We start from the raw sequence: 18,712 nt of genomic DNA, 5'->3' as shown, positions 1-18,712 counted from the left end.
CATCAAAAAACGGAAAACAGGTAAATGTTTCCTGACAAGCTGAATATCCCCCTTGGAAAATCGGTAAATGCCCTAGTCGACTGGCTGGTCGTCAATTACGGCGATGCCTTTGAAGCCTTTGCCGATGCCTTGCTGACCGTTCTGGTCTGGCTGGAGCATTTATTGCGTGCAACGCCGTGGTGGCTGGTGATTGTCGTCATTGCCGCCATTGCTTTTCATGCCAGTCGAAGCTGGAAAACCATGCTGGGTCTGTCCCTTGCCATGGTTGCCATTGGCATGCTGGGCCTGTGGGACAAGGCCATGCAAACCCTCGCCCTTATGATCATTGCCACCGGGCTTTCGGTTATTATTGGTATTCCCGTCGGTATTGGCATGGCCATGTCAAACAAGTTGCGCGCCGTGATGGTGCCGATCCTTGACATGATGCAGACCATGCCCAGTTTTGTTTATCTGATCCCGGCCTTGATGTTATTCGGTCTGGGCAAGGTACCGGCCATTCTGGCAACGGTTATTTATGCCGCCCCGCCGGTTATCCGTCTGACCGATCTGGGTATTCGGCTGGTTGATAAAGAAGTGCTGGAAGCATCGCGGTCGTTTGGGGCCAGCCGGGCGCAAATTTTGTGGGGGGTGCAATTGCCGCTGGCCCTGCCCAACATCATGGCGGGCATTAACCAGACCACGATGATGTCAATCTCGATGGTGGTGATTGCTTCCATGATCGGGGCGCGCGGCCTTGGCGAACAGGTGTTAACCGGCATTCAGCGCCTGGACGTTGGCCAAGGGGTTGAGGCGGGCATTGCCATTGTTTTGCTGGCCGTGGTGTTTGACCGCATTGGTCAATCCTATGGCAAACGGTCCCAGCGCAGCAGCACCACCGGGGCAGGAGACGGGGCATGAGCTATATCGAAATTAAAAACATCTATAAAATTTTCGGCCCCCACCCCAAAAAAGCCCTGAAAATGGCTCAAAATGGCGAAAACAAGGACAATATCCTTGCCAAAACCGGCCATACGGTGGGTTTGCAAAACGTGTCGCTGTCAATTGAACAGGGCGAAACATTTGTTGTGATGGGGTTATCGGGTTCGGGCAAATCCACGCTAATCCGCCATCTCAACCGTTTGATTGACCCAACGGCAGGGGAAATTCTGTTTGGCGGGGAAAACATTTTGCAGATGACCACGGCGCGGCTAAATGCATTTCGCCGCGCCAAACTGGGCATGGTGTTTCAACGTTTTGGCCTGTTGCCGCACCGAAGTGTGATCGACAATGTTGCCTATGGGCTGGAAATTCAAAGAACCGACAAAGCCGAACGGTTAAAATCGGCGCGCACCTGGATCGAACGGGTGGGACTGGCCGGATATGAAGACAGCTTCCCCGATCAGCTTTCGGGCGGGATGCAGCAGCGCGTTGGCCTTGCCCGCGCGCTTACCACCGACCCTGAAGTTTTACTGATGGACGAAGCGTTTTCAGCATTAGACCCTTTGATCAGAAGCGACATGCAGGATGAATTGATGAAGCTGCAAAGCGAGCTTCACAAGACCATCATTTTCATCACCCATGATCTGGACGAGGCCCTGAAACTGGGCGACCGAATTGCCATTTTAAAGGATGGTGCATTGATACAGGTAGGCCGGCCGGAAGAAATTGTGATGAACCCGGCCGACGATTATGTCCGTGCCTTTACCCGCGATGTGAACCGATCGAAGGTATTGCGGGCCAAAACCCTGATGCGGCCAACAGGGGCAAGTGACGATGTGACGACAGCCAATACCACGGGCTGGCCCGAAATAGATTCAAATATGCGCCTTGAGGATATTTTGCCCATCGCCATTGCCTGCCCTTATGGCATCAGCGTGATTGATCACGATCATCAGAAAATTGGCACGCTTAGCAAGGATCAGGTTATCGCCGCCCTTGCCGCCTGATTTTGGTGCGGCAAACGCAGATACAAAACGACAGGGCAATGCCACCGGCACGCCCTGTCGTTTTTGGTTCAAGTCTCAGGAAGCCTGTAACGGCTGATAGTCCCACACATCGCGTATCGCGGCATGGTGCTGATGCTGGGGAATGGCGACTTCATCCATCATAAATCCCCGGCTTTCGGTTTTATCTTTCCAGTTAGCAAAAGACGGATGGTTTTCATCCTTTTCCGAAATTACCGGCACCATGCGGCCCAACTGCCAGTCAATTGCCAGATCCGGGTCGTTCCAGGCAATGCCGCGGTCATGGTCGGGGCTGTAATAATCGCTGACTTTGTAAACAACCGTGGTATCGGGCACCAGGGTGCGAAAACCATGGGCAAAGCCCGGCGGCACCCATAATTGGTACCAGTTCTGGTCTGAAAGCTCGATCCGGATATGTTTGCCAAAGGTTGGGCTGTCGGGCCGGATATCAACAGCAACGTCAAGGATTGCCCCGTGGGTAACGCGCACCAGTTTGCCCTGCGCGTGTGGATTAACCTGAAAATGCAAGCCGCGAATGGTGTTGACCGGTGCGCTAACCGACTGGTTTTCCTGCACCAAACTGGCATCGCCAATGGCGGCGGCAAATTCGTCTTCACGGAAGGTTTCGGCAAAGGTGCCGCGCGGGTCACGATGCTGGTTGGGTACAAAAAGCAACGGTCCCTCAATGTCAAATCGGTCAAATTGCATGGTACGCATCCTTGATTTGGGGTCTATTTTTCGTCGCTGTTAAAACTTATCGGCTGGCGCATCAATTTGCGCGTCATTGCCCATTTTCCATTGTGTTTGACCGGCACCAGTTTGACGTAAAGCAGGCTTGCCTGCCCATCCACCGTGCCAAAAATGCGGTCCTTGCTGTCTTCATCAATGATCGATGGATAGGCAACAAACGCATCACCCGGCCCGGCATCGGGTTTAAGGTCGGCAGCCAGCAACATTTTGGGCATCGACCATTTGATCATGTCTTTCGATGTCGAATAATAAATGCCGTGTTCGCTTGTGCCGTCCTTGTGCCGACGGCGGTGTTTGTAAACGGCAATAAAGGTGTTGCTGGCCTCGTGGCGGACAATGCCGCGAATGGATGTTAAACCGTAAGGGCCAACACGGGCACAATTGGTCTGATATACCTGCCAGCCCTTATCGGGCGTTAAGCGCGCGGCATCGACAAACTTTTTGCCGTCCCATATTTGCCAGCGCGACGGGTCATCGGCATTGGCACGGGCCAAACAATTGCGCGATGATTTCCAGTCCACGCCACGCCGCCAGACAATAGAATAAAGATAACCCTTCCAGCGCACAATGTTGGTGGCTGTCACATAGCTTGGTGCGCGTTTACGGTCATCGCGATACGTCATTGGTGGCGGAAACGGCGCATGATGCGGCGGTTTTGCCTGATAGGTAAAATGCTGCCCGCCATCGGTGGATTTTAACGTTACCAGCCCGTTGATCCAGCAATCGGTGCGTTTTTTCGCCCCCTTGCACGGCATATCGTGGCGATAGGGCATAAAACTGGCACTGCCCAGCGCATAAACGGTTTCGCCGTCATCGGTATAAATCGCGTGCAACCAGGTGCGATCATCCAGCATTCCGGGGTCGGCCTTTCCGGCGGCTTTAAACCGGCTATTGCAATCCTTGTGAAGGGTTTCCAGATTTTGGCCGACAAAGGCGCGATTGCGAAAATTAGGGGCAAACAACACCATGCGTCCCTGCCCGTCGCGAAAAGCACGCGCCGGGGCATCGGGCAAATGGGAGTCATCACAGGCATTAACGGCGGTATCAAACAGCACACTCTCGTTGCCTGCCAAGCGCACATCAAGGGCCTGCGCCCCGTGGGATTGAACAACCCACGCCGCTGCCACCGCAAGAACGGCACTGCCCAAAAATCCGATGATTGCGTTTCTATGCACTGTTTATATCCGCAACATATTCGGGATGGAAAAAAGTCCGGGATGTACAGGGCATGGAGGGAACCCTGCACATCCCGTCGTCATGGTCACGCCGCCTTGCTCAGGTTTGGGGTCGGGTTCTGGCCCAGACGGTGCGCCATGCCGTTCTCATCAAGGAATTTTTGCAAATCCTTGAACCGTTCGGCGTAGGTCTTCTCAAACGTGCCAAAATCGGCATTGTCCCAGGCTTCCTCGAACGAAAACCGGTCGATATATCGCCCGTCAACATGGGGAATACCCAATGTTTTAACGAATTCGCGGGTGCGGGTATCGTAGGTGATGTAAAGGGCGGGCACCTCGTTGGCCAACGCCAGCAAATTGCCATGCAGGCGGAATCCGGTGACGGCATCCTGTCGGCATTCGGCGGCTTCAAAATCGCTAACGGTTTCAAAAACACTTAGCGATGACCGATACAGATCCAGCAACGGATCATTTTCGCCATACAACCATTTTTCCTTGATCAGGCTGTTAACGGCTTTTTCCATCACCTGTTTGGGGTTTTCCACCAGATTGCTGCGGGCATAGAAAATGGCTTTTTCTTCAAGCTCGCCAGCACACAAAATTTCGGTGCGGTATTTTTCGGACAAAGTGCGCAACATGTAACGCTGCAACATGGCAAAGCCGTGGGTTTTGCGGCGCAGGGTAAAACCCAGATTTTTAATTTCATCGGCTTTCAAGCGCGGAAACTTCAGTTCCGGCTTGCAATGACGAAAGGCCGTCGGGCAGCCAAAAATCCGCACATTTTTAATACCGATTGAATTAAGGGCCTTGCGCGATAATGCCCCGCGCACCCCAACGGTTTTTGACCGATCTGCAATCAGTTGCAAAAAGCGTTTGGTGGAATCATTGACATATTCATCGGAATTGTCAGGCACCTGCACACCAATACCAAATGCCATGACCGGCACTTTGGTTTTTTCCAGCACACTGGTAATTTCATCCCACTGGCCGTTGGTATTGATATAGTTCGATCCACGCAAAAAGATGTAATCAAGCGTATTGATTTTCTCGATCTGCTCTTCACTCAGGCCGCCACTGCTTTGGCCGTAAATCGGGTAAAGCTCGGCATAATCAAGAATACGCAGCGAACTGTCATAGACAAAACAGTCGCCGATATTGGTAAACAGTTCGGTTGCACGTTGGGGCGACCCAAAGGTATGGGTGACAACGCCCTTGCCTTTTACAACCTTGCCGGCGGGCATCAAAACGCCAATGCGTGGCCTTCTGGCCGACCCCGAAATGGTCTGGCTAGTCATTTAGAACTCCTGCGGTTTCGCAGATCGCCGCTTGTTTTTTAGCAGCGTTTCTGCGGTTGCTCGTGTCGCTATGTTCTGTATTTAACTATGGTGTTGCCGGTTGGCACCGTGCCTTAGGCCGCCGTGGTTTCGCGCTGTTTAAGGCTTTCTTCCCATGCCAGGGCATGTTCAACAATCACGTCAAGATTGTCATATTTGGGCGACCAGCCCAGTTTCGCGCGAATACGATCCGCCCCGGCAATCAATGCCGCCGGGTCGCCGAGGCGGCGTTCTGCCAATTTAACGGGAAAATCGGTACCCGAAACACGTTTGACCGCATTAATCACCTCGTAGACGGAAAAGCCGGAACCATACCCACAGTTCATGACATCGCTTTCGCCGCCATCTTCAAGATATTTCAACGCCAGGACATGGGCATCGGCAAGGTCGCTGACATGGATATAATCGCGAATACAGGTCCCGTCATGGGTGGGGTAATCATCGCCAAAAACGTCCAAATGGCTGCGGCTGCCGCTTGCGGCCTGACTGGCAATTTTAATCAGATGCGTTGCCTTGCGCGATGTTTGCCCGGCGCGCCCGGACGGATCGGCACCTGCGACATTAAAATAGCGCAGCGCGACATAGTTCAAATCATAGGCAACAGTTGAATCCTGCAGCATTTTTTCCGTCATCATCTTTGACGTGCCGTAAGGCGATATCGGCTTGGACGGAAAATCTTCCAGGATAGGTGTCTTTTCAGGCTCGCCGTAAACGCCAGCCGTTGATGAAAAGATGAAATGTTTTACACCGGAATCCACGGCAGCCTGTGCCAAGGCCCGCGAGTTGACAGTGTTGTTATAGTAATAATCGAGTGGATACATCACAGATTCAGGAACAATGATCGATCCGGCAAAGTGCATGATCGCGGTAATGCTGTGTTCCCGAATAATTCGGTTTACCAGATCAATATCGCCGCAATCCCCTTCAACGAATATTGCATTTTCAGGAACGGCCCAACGATACCCTTGTGACAAATTGTCCAGAACCACAACTTTTCTGCCCGCATCAAGCAAGGCCAACGCTGCGTGGCTGCCGATATAACCGGCGCCGCCGGTAACCAGTACTATCATCTTGTTTACTCCTAAAATGCAGATTTTTCCGTCTCAACCCTGCGATTGATCCTTATCCGGAAGGAGGCATTGTCGCCCGAACGACGACAATGCCAACAAATCTACGCAACTTTTCGCTGCACCTGACCCTGAGAATTCATAACATCAACCATCTTGTGATCGATATTGTTTTCACTCAGGAACAACTGCATTTCACGATAGGTCTGGAACCAGGCGCGGTTGAATTTGTCAAACAGGGACTGGTCCCAGTAATCTTCCAGCACGAAGTCCTTTTGCGAGAACACGTCATAGCTGGGGATCTGATAGGTTTCGGCAAATTCGACGGTGCGGCTGTCATAGGTGAAATAAACCGACGGCACACCGTTGGACAGCGCCATCAAGTTGCCGTGCAACCGATAGCCCAGCACGCAATCCTTGGTCCGAACCAGATCTTCGTAATCGGACACCACATCGGAATAAAACAGCTTTTCGCGATACAGCTTTTCCATCGTGTCATCAAGATACCAGTTCTTGACCCAGTCATTGTCTTTAAGGGCCTGCATAGCTTCCTGTTTCTGGGCATCGGTGCCAAAGACCAGTTTCTTTTCTTCGGGTTCGCCCTGCGCCATCAGGGTTACATCAAACCGGTTGGCAAGTTCCTTGACCAGATCGCGATGGAAGGTCAGATACCGTTTGATATCCTGGGCATAAGCCGGGGAAACTTCACGGCGCAGGGTGACGCCAACATTGTGAACGCTATCAAGCTCTGGCAACTGAATGCGCATGTTCGGATTATTGGCCCGAAACGCTGTCGGACACCCGATAATGCGCACATTGGTGATGCCAATGTCCCACAAAACCTGCGCGGTATAGGCCCCGCGCACACCGATGGATGTGGTTGAATCCGCCATCATGTGCAGCACGGTTTTGGTTTGCTCTGAAAGTTCCAGCTTGCCCTTGACCGGGGCCTGCGCGCCAATGCCAAAGCCAAGAACTGGCAATTTCAGGCGTTTAAGCACGGCAATGGTATTGCGCCAGTCCATATGCGAATGGATATAGTTCGATCCGCGCAGAAAAACATAATCATATTCTTCGCGCAGGCGGTCGATGTCTTCCATCTTCGGATCGGCAATCGGCAACACACCCAGCTTGTCAAAATTCATCAGCTTCAGCGATGAATCGAACACAAAGGCATCACCGATATTGTGATAGTGGTCGATGCTTTTTTGAACATCACGGTAATTGTACCAGCGGACACAATCATGGTCGTAGACTTCGCCCGAGGGAATCATTACGAGGACGCGCGCCATGGTATTTCTCCTTGCAGTTGATGGACCGGTGTTGATTTTACCCTCACCGGCAACCTGTTCGCTCTATGGCGTGGTTAACGTTCCGGCCGCTTCAAGGGGTGACACATGCCATCACGCCCCGACCACGGATTGTTGCGGAGCCACATTGGATGCAGCAACGGACGGGCGGTTTTCAAGAACCCCCCGATACTGCGCAAGATGCTGTTTTGCGCAGTCGATATAGGTCGGTGCGCGACGAATTCCGTCATGCATCCGGTCCCACAATGTTTTGTCGGTCAGGCATTCAATCAGGCGGTCCGCCAGATCTTCGGCACTGCCAACGCGGAAATGTACGCCATTAACCCCGTCTTCAATTTTTTCGGCCATGCCGCCAATGTTACTGGCGATCATGGGGCGCCCATGAAAGAAGGCTTCCTGAATAACGATGGGCGAGTTTTCCCACCAGGTGGAGGGAATAATGGTCCAGTCGGCCATTTCCATCAGGCGCGGCATTTCGGTGTTTTGATACGCGCCATAAAAGCGAACCCGTTCGCCGGCCTTCTCAATCAGGTCTTTGACTTTTTCCTGATATTCAAGGGGTTGCCGGTCAAGGTTGCCACCAAAGATCATCAGGCGGGCGTCATCTCCCCAGATGGATTCTGGCACACGCCCCACCGCATCAAGCAGCACATCGGCCCCCTTGAACATCGTCAACTGGCCAAAAAAGGCAAAGCGCGAACGGCGCGGCTGCGCCTTGGTCAGCGGGCGAATGGTGGCCTTTTTTTCAATATCAAGGCCATTTTCAATCACCGACATTTTGTCGGCATCAAGACCCCAGTCGATAAACCGGTCGGCCAGAAACTGGCTGGGCGACACATAATGATCGGCCAGATCCAGCATCGATTTGATAAACCGTTCGCGGCGCAGGAATGATGCCGGCGATATACCGGGGAAACAGCCATTGCATTCAATCGGGCTGGCCCGGTTACACAGTTTTTGCCCGCCACTTTTAACCATTTGTCCGTGATTGTGGCACATGGTTAAAAATTCGTGGAATGTAAAGAATATGGCCGCATCGGGCAGCGCTTCACGCACCGCATAGATGGTTTCCATGCCCAAACCCAACACATGGTGGAAATGCACCACATCGGGGTTGTAGTCTTTTACAAAACGCAGCAAATCACGGTCGATTTCGTTGGTGCTGCGGTTTGATAGCAGAAAATGATCGTAATTTTCCGCGTGATACAGAATTTCATTGTCTTTCTGGCGCAGGCTCATCAGGGCCGATGCCCCGTGGCGCGGCACCGGGTGGCCCACACGGGCCAGATAAAAGCTCTCGACACCGTCGAGTTCGTTTAATCCCTTATGCAGGTTATAAGACCCGACCTCGGCCCCGCCCAACGACAGGCTGGGGTGACCATGGGAGATGACCAGCACACGCAAATCAGTCGACGGCATGATTGTGGCTCCGCAAATTTGAAACGACCAAAGACCAACGGCGATCAAACGCCCAGCGGTCCAAACGATGCGAGAGTTCCTCCCAGGCGGGCGTGGACGTTATGGATTGTTCACTGCCCAATACTTCGACTTCCGGTAGCCAGTAGGATGACGTCCCGGCCATGCGCAATTTAAGCGCAATATCCAACCCCTTTTCGGACGGGCCGATATAACCGCGGGTAAACCCCTTAACATCCAGAAATGCCGAGCGCGGCAGAATGCAGCATTCGACCGTCCCGGCACTGACTTCGCAGGGCTCGGCATCGGTCAGAACAGCACGGGGATAGCCAACAAAACGATCCGCCAGATATTTTCCTTCCGGCCCTTCTTCGATCCAGGTGCCGGCCCAGCGCACGGAATCATCTTCAAACAGGATGGTCGGGCACACGGCCCCCTTGCTGCCACGCTTGCGATACGCATTTAAAAGCGGACCAAACCAGCCTTTCTCACGCGGTAAAACATGGACCGACATCAGACAGACCGCTTCGGATTTTGTTGCTTTCACGCCGACTTCCAGCGCATCGCAAAAATCCTCGACGCCTTCGGCAAAAACAAATCGTACATTCAGTTTGTAAAAAGCCGCCAGACGCAGCATGTCGCTGCCAACCTGGTCAAAACTTTCGGCCGGACCGGCGATAACGATGGGTAATTTCCGGGTTTCAGGATCCAGCCCCAACAGGGCAATGGTTACACCCATGTCGCCGATTGTGTCATCCGCACCAACGATCAGGGTAACCGGCGCGTTTTCATCAAACTTGCCAATATCATGTACATCAATCGCAAAGGGGCTTTGTGCCGTCATATTTTGCAACATCGGGCCAAATTGGCGTTCAATGCTGCTAGATGCCGTAACGGAACGCGGGTCAAGCGACGGCAACACCCGTGACAGGGCCTGCCGTGCCGATGCGCGTGTTGGATTAAGCGGGCAGTAAGCCGGGAAACTGTCGGTAATATCAAATTCCAGATATATCGGCTGATCAGATGCCGGTGTTTCCGAAAGGGGACAAAACACCAGAAAACCGTGGCTGTTACGGGCCGAATTCATACCCGCAAACATCGGATCATTTAAAAAGGCTTCGGTAACATCCGGGCGCGTTTGCCGTGTCCAGGCATCATCGATACGAATGCTATCCTGACCGACCCGCAGGCTAATTTCGTTCACCCCGCGATCCGGGTCCAGCATCCAGCCCGAAACCAGAACCCCACTGCCTTCAATCACCAGGGCAAAATCAATGCCGACCCGTATCGGGCGTTCAAGATCGGAAACCGTATCACGGCCATCAAACCGGTGGGCGGCCAGTTGCATCTGTTCACGAATGTTATCAGGTGCTTTAACCCGCCCCAGAACCGACCGGATATGGGCCGGCACATCGCGCGGGGCCACCAGAACACGTTGCTGGTAAACTTCGATACCAAACCAGCCATCGCGGCCGCGAAAATAGACCCGTTGCAGTTTTTCCGGCTTCACAACCCGTTCGGTTGCAAGCAACCCGACAACGCCGGTGGCATCTTCACCTAGGTCATCCCGTTGAAATTCGGCACTGGTCAATTCGGCAAGGACCGGCCCGTCTTCAATGGCAATAACGCGGGTACGACCATGGGGGAAATTGCTGGACCACCCCTGAATATAAAGTTCGTTTTCTTCAAGGCCGCCCAGAACTTCGACAAAACCGTTACTTTTTGCCGCAATACGCACCAGTGCTGCAACTGTGCGCAACCGTTTCCTGTTGGTTTTACCTGCCAGCAAGGCCTCGATTACGCCATCCATCACACCGGCAAAACTGGATCCCGACTGGTCGGCGACAGCCGATAAAATAGCCTCCAGCCCCTGCCCGCGGCTTTCAATGGCATACTCGGCCGGGTGACCGGGGCGGCGAAACACCACCTTTTTCAATCGGCCGCCACTAACATTTTTAAGGGGTAACAGGGCAATAAAACCAAACGCTGAGTCGGCCGAACTATCGTTACGACGCCAGCTGATCATGGATGCCTGAACCTTTGCCTCAGGCGACCCGTTTAAATACACATCAATCGTGGCAGGCATGGCACTGCCCACCCCGGCCATCAGGGCCAGTCCTTCGTCTACCAGCGTGGCCATTACGGTTGCGCCGTCCAATGGCAGGCCTGAAGGCTCACTCATGCCCTGCTCTCCTGTTGTTTGATGAACTGTAAAATGCTTGTTTTTCGCGTGCGGTAACAAAACCGAACGCCCCTAGCCCGTCCACATCAACACCCACGCCATTGCGGTCGTCGGTGTGGGCCATGTCATCAAGATACCGGCCATATTCGCTGTTGGCCGAAAACCCGGCACTGCGCGTCATATCGCCGCGATTGATCCAGCCAAGACGCCATGCCGTTTCTTCAGGGCTGCCAATTTTAAGGCCCTGGCGTTCTTCCACCGAACATACAAACTGCGCGGCCTGAAGCAGGCTGGCAGGGGTTCCGGTATCAAGCCAGGCACAGCCGCGCCCCAGCATTTCGACATTCAGTTTGCCGTCTTCCAGATAGGCGCGGTTAAGGTCGGTAATTTCCAGCTCGCCCCGATGCGACGGGTGCAAGGCCTTTGCACGGTCGGGTGCCGTTGCATCAAAAAAATAAAGTCCGGTGACTGCCAGATTTGACGGCGGATGCGTTGGTTTTTCGATGATGTCAAGGGGGTTCCCTTCAGCATCAAAAGCCATAACGCCATACCGTTCCGGGTCTCGCACGGCATGAACGAATACCGTTGCCCCATCATGACGGTTGGCTGCTGCTTGCAATCGCGCACCAAGGTTATCCCCGTGAAACAGATTATCGCCCAGGATCAGCGCGCAGGAATCGCCCGCCAGAAATTCCCGGCCGATCAGCAAGGCTTCGGCAATGCCATTGGGCTTTGCCTGTTCGGCATAGGAAATTTCGATGCCAAACTGGCTGCCATCCCCCAAAAGCGACATGAAGGCTTCAGTCTGGCCTTTGGCGGTCACAATCAGAATATCGCGAATACCGGCCAGCATCAGCGTGCTTAGCGGGTAAAAAATCATTGGTTTGTCCCAAACGGGCAGCAATTGTTTGCTGGTCGCATGGGTAATCGGCCATAGCCGACTGCCGGTACCTCCGGCCAAAATAATGCCTTTCATGCGATTTTCCCTTCTGGAATGCCGGAATGTGTCAATGTTTGACGGATACCGTCCTGCCAGGGCTGACAAGGCAGCCACAAATGGCGGGCGATCTTGCTGCAATCAAGCACGGCAAAATTCGGGCGGGCGGCAATTTCGTTGCGGTTTGCCGCCGAAACCGGCGTAATCAGTTTTTCGTCCACACCCAGATAACGGGCAATTTCGCTTGCCATATCAAACGGGCTGGCGGCACCAACACCGGCACAATGAAAAATCCCGGCTTCCACCGTGTCACCCTGCACAATGCGCGAACAAATCCGCGCAATATGCCCTGCCAGCATTGTTGCCGATGTGGGCGACCCAAACCGGTCATTGACCGCCGAAATTTGTTCGCCGCGTGCCAGTTTGTCGGCCATGGCATGAACAAAACAGCGGCGATGACGGCCATGTAGCCAGGCTGTTCTCAAAATCACTGTTTCAGGGGCCGACATTCGCACTGCACGTTCCCCTGCCCGTTTTGTTGCGCCGTACCAGTTGACCGGGCCGGTTTTGTCGCTTTCGAAATAGGGAGATGTCCCCTCGCCCGAAAAAACAAAATCGGTTGATACATGGATAAGGCGTACACCCATGTCAGCCGCGACTTCGGCCAAAAGGCCCGGCACATCCGCATTGATCTGGCGTGCCTCTGTCCGAAGGGTTTCCGCCCCGTCGACATCGGTAAATGCCGCTGCATTTATCAGCACCGCCGGGGGATGTACCTTAATCGCCTGCAATAGTGGCGACAGATCGACCAGATCAAGATCATGGCGGGGCGGTGCGAACAGCGAAATGCCTTGCTTTGCCAATTGTGCGGCGCATTCCTGCCCCAATTGGCCACCCGCACCTAACAACAGCACATATTGTCGTTCGGGAAGGTCATACAGGGGCATAAACGGGTCTGTATTCATAACGCCGACCTCACCAAACAATTGCGCCAAGCGACAAACCACCGACAAGCCCCACCAGCACGGCCAGCAACAACAGCGGTGTTTTAAGGTCGTTGCGGTGACGTTCACTTAACACCACAAGGCGTTCGTCAAACCCGCCCAGCGATTTATCAAATCGCACCAGAAAAACTTCCAGCTGTTCAACCCGGCTGGCCAGTTCTTCCTGGCCATTGCGCACCAGTTTGACCCCGGCTTCGATACCGTCATCAGCCGACGACAGTTCGTCCATGCGTTTGGACGAATCAATCAGTCGTTTGGCTGCTTCGCGCTGACCGTTCTGCAAAATATGCTGGGCGGCCAACAACCGGTCCAACCGATCCAGAATTTTGCCAAGCGGCGCATTCATCGCCGAATGCGCGGCCTGTTCGGTTTGCGAGGGAATACGCAACGGGGTTTCGGCCCCGCTTTCGGGCATGATCGCAACCACACTTAAACTGTCAACCGCGGCAAGGGCGGCTTCGGGCAGCTCAATTTCAAAGGCATGTTTGCCATTGCCAATGCCGTTACGACGCAAGTCAATCCGCTCGCGGTCCGCCTTGATTTTAATCAGGGTATGCCCGTTCATGCGCACAATAAGGTCTATCTGCGCATCGGGATGTTGCGGGCACCAGACCCAGCCAAACAAACGGTCACGGTCGATGGCATCGACATTGCCCTCAAGCACCGGCGGCCCATCGGCCTTTTGAACACTTTTTGCGGCCTGCGAACCGCGCTGCGCAGCGGCTTGTGCTGCCTGCGCGCTGGCGACTTGCCCGGTTTGCCCCGGCGCGGCGGGCTGCGCTGCTTTTGCCTGCGCAGCATTTGCGAGCGGGGTCGTATCCTTGGTCTTTTCCTGTGCAACTGCCATGGAAATCTCCTTTGTCAGGCCGCGACGAAATCGGGCCGGATCAGGTTACGAAAACGCGAAAGGTGGGTTTGGGCGACATCGTCGATATTTGCCGGTGCCCGCACATTGCCCGAAAGTTTTTTCCACAATTTCGGGTTGGTGGCACAATCGGCCATGGCACGCGCCAGTGCGCCGGGGTCATCGGGGCGCACATGCACACCATCCATGCCATCGCGCACCATTTCAGCCATACCGCCAATATTGCTGGTGATCACAGGGCGGTCATGCTGAAACGCTTCCTGAATAACCAGCGGCGCGTTTTCCCACCAGATAGACGGGGCCACCACCCAGTCAACCGCTGCCATCAATTCGGGAATATCATCGCGGTCATAGGCACCAAGGCGCACAACATGGCTGCTGGTCTGGGCAAACAGTTTGTCGATTTTTTCATTAAAGGCGGCGGTTTGAAACGGCGCCCCGCCATGAATGCGCAGTTCAAAGTCAACACCGTCATCCATCAGCTTACGGCATGCATTTAACAACACATCCGCCCCTTTCCAGGGGTTAAGGTTGCCAAAATAGCCAAAAACATTAGGCATGCCGCCGGTGCCATGGTCACGGCGGCGAACCGCACGTACCGCCGGGCGGCCATTGTGGATGACCTCGATTTTATGCGGGTCAATGCCCCATTCAATATAGCGTTCCTGCAAAAACCGGCTGGGCGATAAAAACAGGTCCACAGCACGTAAATGATTGCGGATATTGACCGACCGCATCGCAAAGCGATCTGTCGAAATGCCCTCCAGCCCGCATTTATCGCCCGACATATCGGCCGATAAATACCGCTGGCGCGTTTCGCGGTGGATCATCAAACCGTCATGCGGGCAGATCTGATAATAATCATGCAGGGTCATCACGATTTTGCAGTCCGGCAGGACCCGCCGGATTAACATCGGCAATTCAATACCAAACAAAACCAGATGATGGATGTGAACTATATCGGGTCGGAAATTTTCCAGTAATTCGGTCATTGCCGGGACAACCGCATAAAGATCGGTCTGCGACATATTAAAGCGGTCAAAATGCCCGGCCCAGAACAGCAATTCGTCATCGCTGTCATTTACCGCCTGAAAACTGGTGCCTGGGCGGCGCACACGATGCACATCATTGGTGGCCCCCACAAACAGGGCGTCGCACCCTGCCCGTTTATAGGCCCCGAACAAATCATGGGCGAAAATTTCGGTCCCGCCGGGATGAAGGTCGGGGTGATTGTGGGCTAAAACCAGAATACGCGGGTTCATTTCGGGCTCCTGCGTGGTTTTTGGGCAACCAGAATATCCTGATAATGCGGGGATTTATCGCCGTGCCAGGCCCCGAACCCTTTGCGCAACAAGGCAAAGCCCGCCTTGGCCAAAACCGATTCCAGATAGCCATTGTCAAAACCAACCGCCGCCATCGGGTTTTCACCGCGCAAATGCCAGCAGGGTTGGTCTTTTTCACGCACAAGGCCGCTTAGGCGCGGATCGCATTTTGGCGCGGCCAGTTCATTGGCACTGCGCACGATAAACGCCGTCATAAACAGGCGGCCACCGGGGCGCAGGGCGCGGAAAATCTCGCTGCAATAACGTTCCACTTCGGCCGGCGGCAAATGGGTGGCCACCGAGACCATGGTGGCAAAATCAAACTCCGCATCCTTGGCAGGCAACTGCCAGCTATCACCCGCAACCTTGCCTTCGGGGTTATAAAGCTGGTTGGCCAGGTCCACGGTTTGAAACCGGAAATCCTTGTAAACCGGGGTGATGGCGTTTTGGCACCATTTAATGCCGTCTGCGACCGGGTCAATGCCCAGATAGCGGGTTTTACCCGGCACCAGATACTGGGTTAACGGCACGGCCATGCGGCCAATGCCACTGCCAATATCAAGCACACTTTCGGTGGGTTTCAACCCACCCAGGCGCACAAAATGGCCCAAAAATTCAGCGCCAATCGCCAGGTAATCGCCATCGCCCACAAAGACTTCATCCTTGTTCGGGGTCGGCAAAAAACGGTTATGGGCGATCTGGCGGCATATTGCGCCCAGATAAACTTCCTGACGCGGGGTTAAATCGCCAAAGGACGATGTTTTGCGCCCGCCTTTGCCTTGGGCCGCCCTGGCATTTTCGGCCTCGTCTTCGGCGTCAACTGCCTCGCCCAGCGATGTATCGGGAATAAACAATCCACCATCGGCATCTGCGGCGGCGGCACCCTCTTTGGCGGCGGGCGGGCTGATTGGCGCAATATCAGACATTTGCGTCGCCGCGGCGCGATCAAGGGGGGCCGAACCCGCTTTTGGCGGTGTTGGCTGTGGTGTCGTCGCCGGTGTTGTAACCGGTGCCCGCCTGATCCGAACCGATGGATATTCCGATGTTTTGGCCGGTGCATTAGCACCGTTGGCCGGGGTGTCGGGTCGATGGCCGGGAATTGCCAGAATACTGTTCATAATACGCCTCCGCCCGTTACAGGTTCGGCGGCCGGTTGCGGCACACCTTGCAAGGAAAATTCGGTCATTTGGTCGTTCCAGCGGCGTGCATGCAGCCACGCGTTATATTGCGTTGCCACCCCGCGCATATAGTCCGAATGGGTCGAGATTGACTTGCGTTCAAAATGATAAAGTTCCGCATCGGGCACATAGCGAATGTCAAAGCCCTGCGCGCGAATTTTCAGGCACAGATCACTGTCTTCGTAATCGCCAATGACGTAATCCTCGCTAAAGCCGTCGACATCTTCAAACACGCCACGATGCAGCAACATGCACGCCCCGGTAACCGCCGGAACCGACCGTTCGATACACGCGTCGCCATAACGGCCCGGCATGCCTTTGTAATAATGATGGTTCAGCCATTGCCCACGTTCATTGCGCGCAAAATACATCCCGGCATGTTGCAAGGATCCATCTTCAAACAGCAATTTTGGCCCGACAACAGCAACATCATCAACGCCGCCCATGCGGGTTGCCATCGTGCCCAGCCAACCGGTTTGATGGGGAATAATATCGGAATTTAACATTGCCAAAAGGTCGGCCTTTGCCACCGCGGCACCGCTGTTACAGGCCCGGGCATAACCGCCATTGCGCGCCATAAGCACCAGGCGCAACGGCACACCATACAACTGATATAACCCGCGCAACAGATGTTCGACCTGTTCGGCCTGCTCGGGGGAATCCAGCACATAAATCAGTTCGCAATGCTGTGAAATCCACGGATCACAGGCAAAGGCACCAACCTGGGCGCGCAAAAAATCCAGCACCCGATATAACGGCACAATGATTGATACCGACGGATCTTTGCGCTGGGTGCCAATATCAATCACGCTTGGGGTACCAATGCTGCCCAGCAGTTTTTGCTGCACATCGCCGATCACCGGCGCCAGGCAATTTTCCATAATGTCATCGTTAAGGTGCTGCGGCGGCACGGCGCGCAATATCCGCGCCCGGGCTTTTGCCGGGTCGGCGGGCTGTGCGGTTGGCACCATCAAATGGCGACTACCCGAAGTCAGCCGCAAAATGCTGCGCGGCTGCAAGATCGGAACCTGGCTTTTGATATCGGGATGAAAGCCAACAAAGCCGGTTGCCGGGACGGTTTTGTCCTCTTGGGCAACGCTGCCAGCATAACGGTAAAAATTGGCGTCAAATTTATGTTCGGCACCGGTATGGTCAAGCACATCAACGCCACCCACCATTTCCACCGGGTCACGATACCAGCCGCCAATTAACGTGCCGCGTGCCGTGGTAACCGCAAGGTCAATTTCGCCCGACGGCAAACCACCACCACCGGTAACACGCTGTGCTGAAAGCGGACAGCGTAACTGAAATTCCAGCGCGGCCTTGCGCGATGCCGCATCGCCGCGTGCCAGGGCGGCAATGGCATATTCGCGCAAATCGGCATCGGCATGCCCCTGGGCCAGCCACCAGCGCGACAGGGACGGCAAAGTTGATTTTGGTTCAAGCTGACGAATGGCCAGGGCCCGGCTGCCGGTAATAACCAGATAGGCGCCGTTTTCCAACCCATTGCGTTCGGCAATAAAAAATGTCTGTTTTGCCCCGTGCGGGGTTTCACGGCCTTCATGGGCCGCGTTGGTTAACCGCCAAAAACCGGTTGGCGAGACCACATAGGTTCCTTCAATCCCGCCAAAGGCCGTTGGCAATGTGGTTGCCATCAACATCTGATCTTCGGAAATCCGGGCGACCGGCTGGGCACGCTGCGGTTGATCAACAATCCGCGCCACCAGACGGTTCAGGGTCTGGGTATAATTACGGCTGCGGCGCATGCGAAACATGCTGGCCCACGCGCCAAGCATCGCCGACAGCAACGACAGCCGCCCTGCCGGGGTCACATCGCCCAGCAGCATATAGGCATCGACCGGGTCAAAATCGCCTTCCGGGTCAATGGTAATTTCTTCCTGGCGCCCCAACGTTCCGGCTTCTGCCAGCAGGGTTAACGGCGCGTCTTTGGGCTGGGGAATAACGCGCAACAAACGCGTTCCACCACTGCCCAGCGGCAATCGCAACGTTGCCTGCGGCGATACCTTGCGCCCGCCGCGTGCTTCCAGTTTGGGAACTGTCCACAACCTGGTTGGCAGGTTCCAGATTAAAATCAGTGTATCGGGGGTCAACCGGCAAACTTCCGGCATATCGCCAGACATTTGTCTGTCGTCAGACGTGGCAAGTTCAAGCATTTGGCGCCCGCACCCTTACAAATGGAACGATAAAACAGGATGTCCGCAGCCGCAG

At 54.5% G+C, this 18,712-nt stretch carries 15 protein-coding genes; 2 read left to right on the top strand and 13 right to left on the bottom strand.

Annotated elements, in window-relative coordinates; genetic code table 11:
* Positions 1-24 precede the first annotated feature (24 nt).
* The gene (locus tag TMES_RS09520; RefSeq protein WP_085581823.1) at positions 25-897 is read left to right on the top strand and encodes an ABC transporter permease; all 873 of its coding nucleotides are present in this window, start codon (positions 25-27) and stop codon (positions 895-897) included.
* On the top strand, positions 894-1,925 hold the full coding sequence (locus TMES_RS09515) for a quaternary amine ABC transporter ATP-binding protein (protein WP_085581821.1): 1,032 nt from the start codon (positions 894-896) through the stop codon (positions 1,923-1,925). Before TMES_RS09520 ends, TMES_RS09515 begins: the two co-directional genes overlap by 4 nt.
* A 75-nt stretch (positions 1,926-2,000) precedes the next feature.
* Here the strand turns inward: TMES_RS09515 and rfbC are convergent, their stop codons facing one another.
* The 13 genes from rfbC to TMES_RS09450 all read right to left on the bottom strand — a co-directional run bounded on the left by rfbC (position 2,001) and on the right by TMES_RS09450 (position 18,657).
* On the bottom strand, positions 2,001-2,651 hold the full coding sequence (rfbC, locus tag TMES_RS09510; protein ID WP_085581820.1) for a dTDP-4-dehydrorhamnose 3,5-epimerase: 651 nt from the start codon (positions 2,649-2,651) through the stop codon (positions 2,001-2,003).
* A gap of 23 nt (positions 2,652-2,674) precedes the next feature.
* Positions 2,675-3,868 carry a hypothetical protein gene (locus tag TMES_RS09505; RefSeq protein ID WP_085581818.1) on the bottom strand — a complete coding sequence of 398 codons (1,194 nt, stop codon included), beginning with the start codon at positions 3,866-3,868 and terminating at the stop codon, positions 2,675-2,677.
* Positions 3,869-3,954: 86 nt separating this feature from the next.
* The gene (locus TMES_RS09500; RefSeq protein ID WP_245835314.1) at positions 3,955-5,163 is read right to left on the bottom strand and encodes a polysaccharide pyruvyl transferase family protein; all 1,209 of its coding nucleotides are present in this window, start codon (positions 5,161-5,163) and stop codon (positions 3,955-3,957) included.
* Positions 5,164-5,276: 113 nt separating this feature from the next.
* Entirely contained in the window at positions 5,277-6,272 is a 996-nt protein-coding gene (gene galE, locus TMES_RS09495; protein ID WP_085581816.1) for a UDP-glucose 4-epimerase GalE, read from the bottom strand.
* Positions 6,273-6,373: 101 nt separating this feature from the next.
* The gene (locus TMES_RS09490; RefSeq protein ID WP_085581814.1) at positions 6,374-7,561 is read right to left on the bottom strand and encodes a polysaccharide pyruvyl transferase family protein; all 1,188 of its coding nucleotides are present in this window, start codon (positions 7,559-7,561) and stop codon (positions 6,374-6,376) included.
* Between the two features lie 111 nt (positions 7,562-7,672).
* Positions 7,673-8,998, bottom strand: coding sequence for a glycosyltransferase family 4 protein (locus tag TMES_RS09485; protein WP_085581812.1), 1,326 nt, complete (start codon positions 8,996-8,998; stop codon positions 7,673-7,675).
* A complete protein-coding gene (locus tag TMES_RS09480; protein WP_085581810.1) occupies positions 8,985-11,177 on the bottom strand; it encodes a hypothetical protein in 2,193 nt (730 codons plus the stop codon). Before TMES_RS09480 ends, TMES_RS09485 begins: the two co-directional genes overlap by 14 nt.
* Positions 11,170-12,153, bottom strand: a complete 984-nt coding sequence (gene rfbA, locus TMES_RS09475) for a glucose-1-phosphate thymidylyltransferase RfbA (RefSeq protein WP_085581808.1) — start codon at positions 12,151-12,153, stop codon at positions 11,170-11,172. Before rfbA ends, TMES_RS09480 begins: the two co-directional genes overlap by 8 nt.
* Positions 12,150-13,079, bottom strand: a complete 930-nt coding sequence (gene rfbD, locus TMES_RS09470) for a dTDP-4-dehydrorhamnose reductase (RefSeq protein ID WP_085581806.1) — start codon at positions 13,077-13,079, stop codon at positions 12,150-12,152. Before rfbD ends, rfbA begins: the two co-directional genes overlap by 4 nt.
* Before the next feature lie 10 nt (positions 13,080-13,089).
* Positions 13,090-13,965: a hypothetical protein gene (locus TMES_RS09465; RefSeq protein WP_245835313.1), complete on the bottom strand. Its 876-nt coding sequence runs from the start codon at positions 13,963-13,965 to the stop codon at positions 13,090-13,092.
* 14 nt (positions 13,966-13,979) lie between these two features.
* Positions 13,980-15,245 carry a glycosyltransferase family 4 protein gene (locus TMES_RS09460; protein ID WP_085581803.1) on the bottom strand — a complete coding sequence of 422 codons (1,266 nt, stop codon included), beginning with the start codon at positions 15,243-15,245 and terminating at the stop codon, positions 13,980-13,982.
* Entirely contained in the window at positions 15,242-16,423 is a 1,182-nt protein-coding gene (locus TMES_RS09455) for a class I SAM-dependent methyltransferase (RefSeq protein ID WP_245835312.1), read from the bottom strand. The genes TMES_RS09460 and TMES_RS09455 overlap by 4 nt, the downstream gene beginning before the upstream one ends.
* A complete protein-coding gene (locus tag TMES_RS09450) occupies positions 16,420-18,657 on the bottom strand; it encodes a glycosyltransferase (protein ID WP_085581801.1) in 2,238 nt (745 codons plus the stop codon). Before TMES_RS09450 ends, TMES_RS09455 begins: the two co-directional genes overlap by 4 nt.
* Between the last annotated feature and the right edge of the window lie 55 nt (positions 18,658-18,712).

The sequence above is a fragment of the Thalassospira mesophila genome (assembly GCF_002115755.1).
Taxonomy (GTDB): domain Bacteria; phylum Pseudomonadota; class Alphaproteobacteria; order Rhodospirillales; family Thalassospiraceae; genus Thalassospira; species Thalassospira mesophila.
Note: the sequence above shows the minus strand (reverse complement) of the source record. Positions and strands in the feature narration are given on the sequence as shown.